This is a genomic window from Paenibacillus sp. PK1-4R, assembly GCF_030369595.1.
Taxonomy (GTDB): Bacteria; Bacillota; Bacilli; order Paenibacillales; family Paenibacillaceae; genus Paenibacillus.
Genome location: NZ_CP126535.1, coordinates 3,949,345 through 3,962,742 on the forward strand (window position 1 = coordinate 3,949,345; position 13,398 = coordinate 3,962,742).

General features: G+C 49.7%; 9 protein-coding genes. All 9 read right to left on the bottom strand.

Features of this window, described 5'->3' with window-relative positions; genetic code table 11:
* Positions 1-28: 28 nt before the first annotated feature.
* Positions 29-2,608, bottom strand: coding sequence for a cellulose binding domain-containing protein (locus tag QNO02_RS17050; protein WP_289389450.1), 2,580 nt, complete (start codon positions 2,606-2,608; stop codon positions 29-31).
* Between the two features lie 399 nt (positions 2,609-3,007).
* Positions 3,008-3,493: a (2Fe-2S)-binding protein gene (locus QNO02_RS17055; protein ID WP_091029552.1), complete on the bottom strand. Its 486-nt coding sequence runs from the start codon at positions 3,491-3,493 to the stop codon at positions 3,008-3,010.
* Positions 3,490-5,931, bottom strand: coding sequence for a molybdopterin cofactor-binding domain-containing protein (locus QNO02_RS17060; protein ID WP_289389453.1), 2,442 nt, complete (start codon positions 5,929-5,931; stop codon positions 3,490-3,492). Before QNO02_RS17060 ends, QNO02_RS17055 begins: the two co-directional genes overlap by 4 nt.
* Positions 5,932-5,964: 33 nt before the next feature.
* Positions 5,965-6,879, bottom strand: coding sequence for an FAD binding domain-containing protein (locus QNO02_RS17065; protein ID WP_289389455.1), 915 nt, complete (start codon positions 6,877-6,879; stop codon positions 5,965-5,967).
* Between the two features lie 291 nt (positions 6,880-7,170).
* The gene (locus QNO02_RS17070; RefSeq protein WP_289389456.1) at positions 7,171-7,812 is read right to left on the bottom strand and encodes a nucleotidyltransferase family protein; all 642 of its coding nucleotides are present in this window, start codon (positions 7,810-7,812) and stop codon (positions 7,171-7,173) included.
* Positions 7,784-9,064: an XdhC family protein gene (locus tag QNO02_RS17075; protein WP_289389457.1), complete on the bottom strand. Its 1,281-nt coding sequence runs from the start codon at positions 9,062-9,064 to the stop codon at positions 7,784-7,786. The genes QNO02_RS17070 and QNO02_RS17075 overlap by 29 nt, the downstream gene beginning before the upstream one ends.
* Before the next feature lie 42 nt (positions 9,065-9,106).
* Positions 9,107-10,429 carry a 5'-deoxyadenosine deaminase gene (locus QNO02_RS17080; RefSeq protein ID WP_289389458.1) on the bottom strand — a complete coding sequence of 441 codons (1,323 nt, stop codon included), beginning with the start codon at positions 10,427-10,429 and terminating at the stop codon, positions 9,107-9,109.
* A gap of 137 nt (positions 10,430-10,566) precedes the next feature.
* On the bottom strand, positions 10,567-12,162 hold the full coding sequence (ggt, locus tag QNO02_RS17085; RefSeq protein ID WP_289389460.1) for a gamma-glutamyltransferase: 1,596 nt from the start codon (positions 12,160-12,162) through the stop codon (positions 10,567-10,569).
* On the bottom strand, positions 12,156-13,397 hold the full coding sequence (locus QNO02_RS17090; protein ID WP_074095406.1) for a pyridoxal-phosphate-dependent aminotransferase family protein: 1,242 nt from the start codon (positions 13,395-13,397) through the stop codon (positions 12,156-12,158). Before QNO02_RS17090 ends, ggt begins: the two co-directional genes overlap by 7 nt.
* Between the last annotated feature and the right edge of the window lies 1 nt (position 13,398).

Consider the following 13,398-nt stretch of genomic DNA (forward strand, 5'->3'; position numbering starts at 1 on the left):
ATCCAGCCCATCAACAGTTCATTATTCCTTAGGGCTCAATTCCCCATACCAGCTGACCGTTCACATACCCGGTAACCTTATCGTGGTTTGCGAACTGACTACCGGATGCCTTGAACGAGTAATCGTTAGTCTGTGTGTAATTCGACCAATTGTTTTTGGAAAAGCGTGCTTGAACCTCTGCGCTCTGGCCCGCATTCAGTGATCCCGCCGCACTTGTAAAGCCCACTTCAAGATAATGATCCGCTCCGGCAACTGGAGTCGCCAGTTTAACAAATTGACTCGTTACATTCGCACTGCCCATACTGGCCCAGTCGGACCAGAAACTCTGAGCATCTTCCCCGTCAATTGTATAGTAATACCGGAGTTTTACATCACTTAACGGAATAGCCGAATTACCTGAGTTGACCAATTTGAACTTGGGTGAGACGCCGTTGGTGGATGCACTTGTGTTGCCGTTAAATGCTTGAATCGTCAAATCCCCTGCTGGCACAATAACCGTGCTGTCTACGACGTTCACCGTTAGCACAGCGTCATTTCCTCCATTGAAGTGAAAGGTCAATACGTTCTGGCCCAGCGGAAGCGTGGCAAGATAGGATTTGTTCAGAACAACAGCAGAGCTGGATGCTGTATAATTCTGACCCGCTACAAGTGTAACATTCTCCTTTGTGATGCTTGTAAGCTGACGGCCGTTTAAGGTGAGAGATACGGAAATATCCTGTGCGGGATTCGTTGCTTTATCAAATGTTGCATTCACAGGAGAAATCACAGCATTGGTACTCGGTGTTGAATCCACAATTTTGATTTTTAACACAGGGTCCTGACCTTGATTAAAATCCAGAACAATCGAATGCTCACCAACTGGCAGGGTTGCCAGATAAGCTTTTTTCAACAGCAATGTGCTTCCGTTCAAGGTATAGTCTGTCGTTGCGGTCAATGCATTGTTGCCTGCCCGGAGAGCAATTAGCATATTGCCGTTTGCATTCACGGTTACGGTTTTGTCGCTTTGATTGGGTGTGTATTTGTCAAATTCAACGTTTCCAGGTGTGATGGATGCACTGGGGTTGGGATTGTTAACCTTTAGATTTGGCAGCTCATCCAACGTAATGACATAATCACTTTGATAAAGCGTTTTCAATGTTGCCGGGTAATTAAAAGCTGAACTCATCAGATGCTCGCCATACCAAGGGCAGAAGTACAGCCATCCTGATTTCTCCTCGGTCAGATTTTTCACGCTTGGAATCGTGTCGTTCTCCGTCATGGCTACCATTTTCGTACCACCTGTCAACTCAACAAGCTTATAGAAAATCGAGGTAATCGCATCCTCATTCGGTACGCCAGACAAACCGTCATAACGGTTGTAGATCGTATTGTATTTATCATATCCCACCAGATCTACCTGATCATCACCCGGATACCAGGCAGGAGAAGTGCTGTATACGTAGCTGTTGTATGTCCAGATCAGATTATGCAAGCCATACGTCTCGGTCAATTCGGTATAAAGCAGATCCCATAGCTCTTTGTACACTTCTGCGCCTGCCGAAGCCCACCAGAACCATGCACCTTCCCCGTTCAGTCCGCCGTTGCCTTCTGCTTCATGATATGGACGGAACAGAACCGGCACGTTGTTGTCCTGCAAAATTAACAGTTGTTCTGCCAGATCCTCAATGGTCATCATCACGTATTGATACTCTTTCGTACCGGGAATTACCGCATTGGCTGTATTAAAATTCGTTTCTGTTGGCTTGTAGGTAGCCTCTTTCCAATCCACAAAGTCCCCGAGCTCATACGTATTGAAATTACGAGGCACATTGATATGCCAGGAAGCTGTTGCAATACCTTCACGGTTATTCACCCAATCAATCATGCGATCGGTTGTACCGTCCTCCCAACCATACAACGGATTATAGTTCATCAGATCAAAGCCTCGGATTGCCGGATACTTTCCAGTCAGATCATGAATCCATTCGAATTCAAGCTCTGTATCTCCGTCATTCCCTCCTCCATAGATCTCTTGTTGACCAGAAATAATGTTGTTTCCGTATACCTCCGTTAAATAATTCATCAAAATTTGAGTTTCCGGTGTAGCTTCAGGATCAGTGAGAACTGGCTGCACATTCAGGGGATCCAGATCAGCATGATCCACTGTAAAAGTATCAAAATACGCGAAGCCCCAGCCAGCCTTCAGCTCAATCGTGTTGGCACCCTGATTCAACTTGTGAAAGCCAAAATCGAAGTCTGACCATGTTGTCGTGTAAGGCAGCATGTACGCCCCTTTCGTAACACCATTGACGATTAAATTTTGTGACCTGCCATCTGCACTGAGCTCCTGCATATATCGTGTGGAGATTGCGTACATGCCGGTTTCCGGGACAGTAACTGTGAAGGTTAATGTGCCAGAGTTCTGCATCCAGACAAATCCGGCCCCTGAGAATCCGGGCTTGGGTTGCCCATAGATTGAAGTAACCACTTGAAGATCCGGGGTGAGCTGCGCATCTTCGCTTTCGATGGTGAACAATGGTGTGTCTGCATGAACGGGCGCTGTCATTAATCCAATCAGTAGGGCCAATGCCAGCATCATTGCGGTTGCCTTTTTGAGCAAATTTTTCATCAATTCCATCTTCCTTCCCAAGTGAAATATGATAATGAAATGTCAATGAACCCATTCATGATGGCGCTTTCATTTTAAACATAGCATGCGCATCAATTTTTGTAAATATATGGTGAATGAGAATGTTTGAAATTCTTTTGTACCAGTACTTTGAACGCCATTTTTCCATCGTTCCACCAATATTGAAGACAATTCGAAAACGGTTCATTATCTAACCAGTTTCAGGCCTAAACTTCATCTCCTGTTAGATGAATGTACTTGGCAGAAAATCTACAAAAACAAAAAAAAGCATTCCTGGATCGGATGCTTTTTCAATGAATGATTCTTCAATTCTCCTTGTTTTTATGTCCACGTCCTGCGTCCCGGTTCAACAAACGGTTTCCTCGGCTGATGTTTCCTTTACCGCACAACGTTCCCTGCCTTGCGTACCGCCCGAATAATGCCACCGTAGCCGGTACAACGACACAGATTCCCGCACAATCCCGATTCAATCTGTTCTTGAGAAGGCTCAGGATGTGCATCCAGTAATGCCTTGGTTGAGATCACCATGCCCGGAGTACAGTAGCCGCACTGGAAGCCACCTTCCTCCACAAAAGCTTGTTGGATCGGATGCAGAGTGCCTTTCTCCTCGCCGTGCAGGCCTTCAATGGTCGTAATGTTACTGCCTGCACATTGATAAGCCATGACAAGACAGGAGTTTACGGGCTCTCCATCCATCAGAACCATACATGCGCCGCAGCGACCAACTTCGCAGGATACTTTGGTACCCGTTAGTTGCAAATGAGTCCGAAGCACATCGACAAGTCGGGTCGTTTGCGCGATCTCCAGATGTTTCTCTTCACCATTCACAACGGCTGTCCAGTGATTCTCAAGTGGTTTACTCATGATGGGCTCACTCCTTCCTGCAAAGGTACATTTAAAGGTCTGACCAGTTGTTCCCTCGGTACAGGAAGACGGTTAACCCATACACCTGTCGCCTGGTGAATTGCGGCTGTAATGGCCGGCGCAAGCGCTACGGAGCCAATCTCACCGATCCCCCTAGGGCCGAATGAATCACCTTCGGGCAAGTCTTCAATAGCTTCAACCTCCAGATTGGTATGAATATCCTGAATGGTTGGGATCAGATACGTATCGAGATTAGTGGTTACATAACGGCTGTCCTGCATGACCGCATCCTCGGTCAACGTGAATCCAAGTGCCATGACACTGCCGCCTTCAATCTGTCCGATAAAGCCCATAGGGTTGATCACCGGGCCTGCCGCAACAACATGGCGTGTATCAAGAAGCTTGGTTTCTCCGGTCAAAGTATTTACTTCCACCTCTGCCGCAACCGCCGCATACGTATACAAATAATGCCCGCCTACCACATTGTCTGGCGTAGTTGGGTAATCAAACTTTGTATCGAAAATCCATTCATCGGCTTCACTCTGCATCGCGAGTTCAGCATACGAGATAACTAAGCCTGAAGGGGCTTCCTCTTTCGCCAAGTATTGAGATGCACCTAAATAACTTTCAGCAATTTGAGTACTTCCAGTCCCTTCAGCAACGATCTCAGCCACTTCAATTCTTTCAGCCTTTTCTGGTGTTTCCGCTTCTGAACTTTCGGCAGGAAGCTGGCCTTTACGCCATATACCACCAGGCCCTGTCACCAGTTCATCTGCCGGAACGCCGGACATTTCAGACGCGACAGCGAGAACACGGGAACGAAATGGAGTCTGCAGTCGTTGAAGAGCCATCCATGCCATCGTTGTTGAACGTGAAGCTGTACTTGATCCGCTGTGTGGCACACGATCCGTATCTCCAATGATGATACTGAGATCCGATGTACTGCATAGGAATAGATCACATAACATAATTTCCAGCGTTGCAATGAGCCCTTGACCGAATTCCTCGTAGCTGAACGCCACCTCAATCTTTCCTTCGTTATTCAGGGACAGACGGCCTCCCGCAGGGTCCGGAATCCCGTATCCCAGCCCTGCACCGTGCATGGCGATGGCTGCTCCGACTCCACGCTTGATCCATGGCGGCAGAGAAGGATCTGCCGGGGGTTGCTGATGTTTTTGCCACAGTTCGGAGCGATCCAATGCCTCCCATACTTGGGACAGTCCATCCGTGACCAGAATGCGTTGATTCAGCGGGCCGGGATCATTCTTTTCCCTCATATTACGTCTGCGGAACTCCCAAGGGTCCATGTTCATGATATCCGCAAGCCGATCCATCTGGCCTTCCATGGCAAAAATCGCCTGGTTCCCGCCAAATCCGCGAAACTCACCTGACAGCCCGTTATTCGTATACACAGACACACCTTCCACATCCACATGAGGGATGGCGTATGGTCCTAGACAATGCTCGGTACAGAAATTCAGCACCGGTGCACCCAATGTGGCATACGCTCCCGTATCTGCTGTAATACGGACACGATGCGCTTGGATGATACCTTCCTGGCTCATACCGGTCTTCATTTCAATCTTCATTGGGTGCCGTTTCAACCCTGCACGCACGGATTCTTTACGTGAATTATGCATTTTCACAGGACGCCCGCATCTCAAGGCCAGTAATGCACCATAGGGCTGTACGTTGAGTTCATCTTTTCCGCCAAATGAACCACCAATCGGTGAAGACACCACCCGAATATCTTCTTCAGGACAGCCAATAATACGCGCAAGCTGCATCCGGTCTTTATAGCCATGTTGCGTTGCCGCGTATACATTCAGCCTTCCCTCTTCATCCGGGACAAACAGGCCACCTTCTGTCTCCATGTAAGCATGCATCTGGCGAGGCGTATAATACGTCTCAGTCACGATATGATCACAAGTGGCAAAAGCTTGCTCGGTATCTCCACGTTTGATCTCCGTGCGATGCAGCACATTACCTGGACCATGCTCATGCAACTCTGGTGCTCCGGGAGCCAAGGCAGCGTCTGTACTATTCAGTGGAGCGAGTTCCTCATACTCTACGCGAATCGCATCCAGCGCAAGTGCCGCACGTTCCGGAGAATCCGCAGCAACTGCTGCTATGGCATCCCCAACATAACGTACAATATCCTCGCAGAACACAGGCTGATCCGGGGTCGCTATGCCAAAACGATTCAGACCAGGTACATCTTTGGAAGTCAGAACCACATAGACGCCATCCAACGCCTCAGCTTCCGAAGTATCTATAGACAATATGCGAGCATAAGGATATTCGCTTCGCAATACTCTGCCATGAATCATGTCAGGTAGCGTCATATCCGTCAGATATTGAAGCTGGCCTGTAACTTTGGGTGCCCCATCTGGCCGCAAGTGCCAGCGTTTCCCGCTCTGTTTCCGATTCAGCAGCATGATCCCTCTCCCCCTTTGCTTGATCCCATTCATTTATTCGTGAAGTGCCTCCCATAGCCCAGCGCCAAGCATATTGCCTGCGGTCTGTTTGCGATAATGTTCTGTTGCAAATGTATCGCCATAAGTCGTAAATTCGGCAGCCACAGCAGTTGCAAGAGTCGCCGCTTGCATGACAGTAGCTTCACTACCAAGAAGCTGTTGTTCCGACTCCAGAAGTCGCATCGCCATGCCTGAACCCCCGCCCGCAGCAATCGCAATCTTGGTCCAGCGGTTATCCGAATCAATCTCTCCATACAACGCAACCGTCACCAGCGATGCACTGAACGTCTCCCGTCGACCCAACTTGCGGTAAAAGGAAACTTCTCGTACAGCAGGCCTATGCCCACTGTCCACATTAAGCAGAGAGGACGGTCTCATCGGGATATGAATCGAGATTAATACATCCCCTGGATTACGGCTGCCATCCCGTCCACCCTGAAGCCAGGAAGACACACTGCGGATCTCAATTCCGCTGTCCGTCAACCAGTGCAGCTTCGCATCATATACAAGCAAAGCAGGCAGCGTATCGCCTACTCCGGACACAATATTTCCGCCAATGGTTGCCACATTACGAATGGAAGGGGCAGCAATTGCATTCACCGCTTCTTGCAAGATCGGCAGTTGATGCAGCAACGCTTGTGAAGCACATTCCTTTAATCGGGTCATTGCGCCAATGACTATCTCATCTCCACGATTTGATATATCACTCATTTCAGGAATACAAGCCAGGCTAATCATGTGTTCAGGCGCTGGAACCAAGCCGCCCTCCCATTGGGTTCGCAGCAATGTTCCGCCTGCCGTAAAACAACATATCTCCTTGAGTCTACTTCTTAACGCTTGGAGTTCTTGCAGGTTCTCAGGCTGCCATACCGATGGCAATGCTCCAGAACCGTATGCCGGTGTGACCATCGCTGCATCCCCTTTCTCTCTCTTCCTTGGGCAGGAAATTCAACCGTCTGATCCAAATAATTCTTCAAATCATATGAGAGTTCGGCAGCAACGTCAATTACCTTTACATCGTTTTGGATAAATGTATAAAACCTGCGTTCTATTTGTGCTTGATGCATTATGATCTATCAAAAGCTAACATGAAGTCTCTTTCACCATACGTGAAAAGAAGACAAAAAGGCCAACCAGACTGCCTGGCTGACCTGATCATGTCATTAAATTATACATAGTCATTAGTCTTCTCCTACTTATTTAGTGTGCTTGCCCCGATTCATATACATGACTCAGAATACGTTCCAATTCCGGTTCTGTATCCGCATCCCAGAAACTAGTCTCAGACAGTGGTACATGTACACCTGAATAGTTAGCGCTGCGCATAATCTTGCGTGCCCCCTCATCTCCATGCAGAGACAACAGAGGTCCGAACATATGGGAGCGAAAAGCAACGGGCGGCTTGCCTCCCTCACCGTCGGTAGCTGCGACATAGTCACACAGCTTGTGGGTAGCCAGTGCTGTCGTCACCCGATTAATATCCTGCGTTTTTAACAAAGGCTGATCACCCAGTAACATGAGAATGCCCTCCGGTTTGTACTCCATGGCCGACAATACGCCAGAATGAAGAGAATTGGCCATACCGCAAGCATAGTCAGCACAGGCCACAATTCGTAGTCGCGCTGTGGCATGGTAAGCAAATGCGGCTAAATCAATCCATTTTACAGGCAGCCATGCCAATGAATCTTCCGGTTTGACTACACAGACCACTTGATCCAGATCCGAATTCAGCGCAGCTTCCAGTGACCATGCAGCCAGTGACCTCCCGTCTGGCATGACAACCGAGAGTTTATCCCGACCAAGGCGACAACTCTTACCTGCTGCCAGAACTATGCCCGTCATTCGCATGTGCAACGCTCCCCTTCTGCACCTCAGAACTCAAGGAAGAAACCTTATGTTTACATGCGATCAATTCCGCTGCAATACTGATGGCAATCTGTTCGGGACCGTCTGCTCCGATGCTCAAACCAACGGGAGAATGTACATATTTCAAAGGTGGTAAGCCATCCAGCAGACGGGCTGTTCGTGTTTTGGAACCCATGATGCCAAGATACGTATACTCACAGTCCACTAACATCTCCAGCAGTTCACGTTCGCGAGGAAAATTGTGACTCATCAAAATCAAATAATCCCCTTTGTTTACGTTTAACAGAGGCATGATCTCACATGGGAAACCCAGTACAAGTTCGGTTCCAGGGAATCGTTCCGAGGTGCATAAAGACTCTCGCCAATCGGCTACCACAACACGGAATCCTGCGGATTGGGCGAGTTTTGCAACAGGAATAACATCATTCCCGGCTCCGATGATAATCAGACGTGGTTTAGGTGTGTACAGCGAAGTAAGTTGCTGCGGGAGGTCCCAGGAATTCGTTGAAAACTTATCGTTTGTCAATATTTCAGCATCAGACTCAGAGATATGTTGTGAATCACCAGATAAATGGGAAGAATGAGATCCGTTTGACGTAACAGGTGCCACTTCAGGCACAAGCGTAAGGCGAGGTATATTGGGAGAATTTTGTGTTGATGCCGTATGTTCATGCTTGATATCCCCACTGCTGTGCTGGACATCAACCTGCAATGAAGCTGGATTATTGTTCGTCACGCGATCATGAGGAGGGACGAGCGAAGGACGCAGGATCGGCTCGCGCCGGGTATATGTTGGCTCAATCCGTTTCCAGTCATATCGAACCCTTGTATACTCATCCTGAAATGTTCGGGTTAACACTATCGCAGAGCCGGATTGCAAACACGCATGCATTTTCTGCAAAGTAGATCGGAGTTCACCACACACAGGTTCAAGCAGCACAACAACAAGTCCGCCACAGCCAATCGTCTCACCCCAGGACAGATCATCCTCGGGACGCATGTCGTACTCCGCAAATTCCATCTGCATTGTATCCAGCACATGGCTCACCCGGGCCTGAAGATCACTCTCCAGGCATCCCGGACTGATACTGCCATACATTTGCCCATCCTCGGTCAACAGCATAGAGACTCCCTGCTTACGGTAAGCATGACCCTCTACCTTGATCGCTGTTGCGAGCACGCAGCGCGTATCACGGGCTGCAATTGCACACAGATCATGCATTTCCATATCGGTCTCCATCCTTTCTGGAATCGCATAAGCTTCCTTCGATCAGATGCGCTTCATCAATCTCGCAATGCTTTTATCCGACTCACGCAGCACAATGCCACGATCAATCGTCTGAATCTTGCGATTCTTGAGTACAATGCTGCCATCAATAATAACGGTATCCACACTGCTGCGTGTTGCGGAATACACTACGCGGGAATAGACATCCGTCTCATAGGAAGGATACGTGTGGAAATCATCCAGATCCAGCAGTAGCATATCTGCCTTTTTGCCCACTTCGAGACTGCCAATTTCCTTCGACAAGCCAAGCACCTCTGCACCGCCCATGGTAGCCATGCGTAATACGGTCCGGGCATCCATCACCGTTGGTCCATGAGGAATCTTCTGCATCAGCGCTGTGAGGCGCATCTCCTGAAACATATCCAGATTGTTGTTGCACGCTGCACCATCAGCCCCAATCCCAACCGCGATCTGACGATTCAGCAGATCCGGAATATCCGCTACCCCGGAAGAAAGCTTCATATTCGATCCAGGACAGTGAGTGACTTTGACACCACGTTTGCGGATGATTTCCTTCTCTTCCTCACTCAGCCATACACAGTGGGCCAGCACCAATCTTGGGGTAGCCAGACCGATATGATCGAGGTATACGATGTTACGCATCCCGCGTTCGTGTTCTACCAGTTCGATCTCTCCACGATTCTCGGAGGCATGGGTGTGGACTTTGACATGATATTTATTAGACAGGTCGCGTACCTCCACCAGCAATTCTTCGGTACACGATACAACGAAGCGTGGACAGAAAGCATACTGAATGCGACCTCCGCCAAACCCGTTCCATTTCTCCAGCAGATCCACACTCTGTTGCAGCGAAGTTGCTGTATCCTCACGCAAGGGTTCCGGAACCTCGTCCCCATGATCCATCATCACCTTGCCGGAGATGACCCGGATGCCGCTCTGTGCCATCGCCTGAAACGCCGAGTCCGTGTGATGTACCGTCTCCATATCCAGAATGGTCGTGGTTCCGCTGGAGATCAATTCGCCCAATCCGAGCATTGCAGAATAATAGACGGACTCCTCATCATGAGCTGCTTCCAGCGGCCAGATACGTTGACGGAGCCAATCCATCAGTTCCAGATCGTCCGCACGTCCACGGAACAAGGTCTGACACAGATGAATGTGCGTCTGGATGAAGCCTGGCAACAACACTTTGCCGCTAGCATCAATGACTTGGTCAGCTTGCACGTCGATGTGCGCTGCAATCTCCTTGATTTTGTTATCCTCTATTAACAGATCTCCGATGAACACTTCCTCTTCTGCATTCATCGTCACAAGCTGTGCGCCTTTCAGCAGGATCGTTCCCATGCCAATCTCCCCTATCTGTGTCTGTCTATATAGTACAACTCATACATATTTACACTCTCACTCCAATGACAGACTAACCTTCCGATCGCTGTTATCGTATAAATATCTAGTTGAATTTATAAGTGTTCTTGTAGCTGTTACCACCCAATAGCCATGCCATCACCTCTCGGATCTGCCGCGCCGCTAATCATGCCGTCCTCACGAATGACTATGCCTTGCGACTGCCCCATAATTCCGTCCCACGGTGCTCTCGCTTCAACGTTATGTCCCCACTGGGCAAGGGTTGCACATACGTCATCGTGATATCGGTTCTCCACACGCATCGTATCACCTTCTTCGCCCCAGGTACGTCCGTACACCCAACGCGGCAGGCTGATCGCTTCCTGAATGTTCAGCCCGTAATCAAGCACTCCGGTAAGCACCGATAATTGTGTTTGTGGCTGGCCTTCTCCTCCCTGCGTACCCACGAGCATATAAGGTTTACCATCTCGTGTAACGAGGCCCGGCATGAGGGTATGGAATGAGCGTTTATTCGGTTCCAGTACATTGGCATCTCTCGGATCTAAGGAGAAAAAAGATCCCCGGTTCTGCATGATAACCCCCGTATCCCCTGGTACATACGCTGCACCGAAGTCAAAATACAGGCTTTGAATGAAGGAAACGGCATTGCCTTCGCTATCAACAACCGCAGCATACGCCGTGTCCTGGCCTATTGTTTTAGACAAAAACGGTTGTGCCACAGGTGGAGCAGACTGAATCTCATTCCACAATTGGTCTCCGTAACTCTTGGATAACAGAAGATCCAGCGGAATGTCCCTGAAATCCGGGTCCGTCAGATAACGGTCACGATCACGAAACGCCTTTTTCACCACTTCCGCCATCAGATGATAGAATTCCGGTGAGGTACGTGCTACAGAGGACAGATCCGTATGCTCCAGCATATTTAACATCATCAGCATCGAGAATCCCTGCGAGTTGGGCGGCATCTGATGAACTTCATAGCCACGATACTCCGTGCTAACGGGTTTCACCCACTCGCCCCGATGCCCTGCAAAGTCTGCTGGTGCAAGCATGCCCCCATCCTCACGAATAGCCGAAGTCAGACGATCCGCAAGTTCTCCTGTATAAAAAGCATCTCGCCCTCCCGTCTGAATCAGACGAATGGAGGCAGCAAGATCAGGTTGGATCAGCAGCTCGCCCTCCTGCAAAAGTCTACCTAAAGGCGCAAATACCGCTCGCAGCGGTGTATGCCCCATAATGAAATCTTCATCCCTTTCCATCCACAGGCGGAGATTCCGGGATACAGGGCATCCTTTTTCCGCATACTGCGCGGCAGGTTCAAGCAGTTGCTCCCACGGTAACTTCCCGTACCGGGACCAGACTTCCCACCAGGCATCCACCATTCCCGGAACCGTGATGGCACTAAGCACACCACGCTGAGGGATCGCACTCATGCCCATCGCTTTGAACGTCTCCGCATGAATGCCTGCTGCTGAGCGACCACTTCCGTTATAAGCGGTAATCTCACCGCTGGCTCCGTCATGAATCAGGAAGAAGGCATCCCCGCCAAGTCCGGTCATATGCGGATATACCACACCTAGTGCTGCACTGACCGCAATAGCCGCATCATAAGCATTCCCGCCTTGCTGGAGGATGGAGCTTCCTACTGCACTCGCCAGATAATGAGGAGTGGTGACCATGACCTCCCTTGAGATTGGCATCTGGTTTAACATAAAGCGCCCTCCTTCCCTGCATACACATCCAATGCGGCCTGCACTGCTTCACCGGCAGGTAGTACATGACGATGACGGAGAAGAACAGCTTCCAACGCCCCTAGCACATGAAGTACGTTCTTGCGTTGGCAACTGAATCCCATTGTACCGATCCGCCAGATCTGCCCTTTCAACGGGCCGAATGAACTGGCAATCTCAATGCTGAAATCGTTCAGCAACATGCTGCGCACCGACTCACCATCAATCCCCTCCGGAATCGTGATACAAGTGACCACCGGAAGTTTACTGGACATATCCCCATACAACTGTAGTCCCATTCCCTGAATTCCAGCGACCAACGCACGTTCATTGACCAGATGTCTCTGGAACCTGGCCTCCAACCCTTCTTGCAGCAGTATGCGCAGGCCTTCGTGAAGACCATAGAGCATGGAGGTTGCCTCCGTATGGTGGTTCAACCGTGCTGAACTCCAGTAATCCTGCAATTGGCTCAGGTCAAAATAATTGCTGGCAATGGTGCGGCCTTCTGCCCGCGCACTGGTTGCATCTCGGAGTCCGCGTTCAACTGTTTTGCGGCTCATCAGTTTCTGTTCCACACGACTGTTGTACGTGAGAGGTGCCATCCCTGAAGGAACGGACAGGCATTTCTGCGTGCCACCCATCACCGCATCCAGATGCCAGGCATCCGTCTCCACCGGAGTCCCGCCAATGGTTGCTACAGCATCCACGACGAGTAAGATATCAAGGTCGCGACAGGCTTTGCCAATCTCGGCAAGGGGCTGCATCTGACCGGTGGAAGTCTCACCGTGAACCATCGCAACCAGACTTGGTTTATGGGTATGAATCGCCTTGATCACCTCTTCGGGATCAAATACCGTTCCCCATTCTGTTTCAAAAAAGACAACCTCTGCACCGCAGCGTTCCGAGATCTCAACCAGCAGATGTCCAAATCGTCCGTAGATCGGAACGAGAACTTTGTCACCGGGCTGGATCAGACTAACCAACACAGCTTCAATGCCTGAACGGGATGTACCATCGACTGGATAACACCACTCGTTATCTGTCATATATAACTCACGCAGCATCGCCATCGTCTCGTTCATTAAGGATGTGAACTCCGGGTCAAACTGCCCCAGGATCGGAAAGGATAATGCTCTAAGAACACGTGGATCAACTTCAACCGGCCCCGGGGTCATAATGGTCCGCAAGGACGGAGATAACTCTTTATAGGTGGACATC

Excerpts from the sequence above, each read along its gene's own strand:
- QNO02_RS17060 (WP_289389453.1), bottom strand. The coding sequence starts at position 5,931 with ATGCTGCTGAATCGGAAACAGAGCGGGAAACGCTGGCACTTGCGGCCA.
- QNO02_RS17075 (WP_289389457.1), bottom strand. The coding sequence starts at position 9,064 with ATGGAAATGCATGATCTGTGTGCAATTGCAGCCCGTGATACGCGCTGC.
- QNO02_RS17065 (WP_289389455.1), bottom strand. The coding sequence starts at position 6,879 with ATGGTCACACCGGCATACGGTTCTGGAGCATTGCCATCGGTATGGCAG.
- QNO02_RS17080 (WP_289389458.1), bottom strand. The coding sequence starts at position 10,429 with ATGGGAACGATCCTGCTGAAAGGCGCACAGCTTGTGACGATGAATGCA.
- QNO02_RS17055 (WP_091029552.1), bottom strand. The coding sequence starts at position 3,493 with ATGAGTAAACCACTTGAGAATCACTGGACAGCCGTTGTGAATGGTGAA.
- QNO02_RS17090 (WP_074095406.1), bottom strand. The coding sequence starts at position 13,397 with ATGTCCACCTATAAAGAGTTATCTCCGTCCTTGCGGACCATTATGACC.
- QNO02_RS17070 (WP_289389456.1), bottom strand. The coding sequence starts at position 7,812 with ATGACGGGCATAGTTCTGGCAGCAGGTAAGAGTTGTCGCCTTGGTCGG.
- QNO02_RS17050 (WP_289389450.1), bottom strand. The coding sequence starts at position 2,608 with ATGAAAAATTTGCTCAAAAAGGCAACCGCAATGATGCTGGCATTGGCC.
- ggt (WP_289389460.1), bottom strand. The coding sequence starts at position 12,162 with ATGTTAAACCAGATGCCAATCTCAAGGGAGGTCATGGTCACCACTCCT.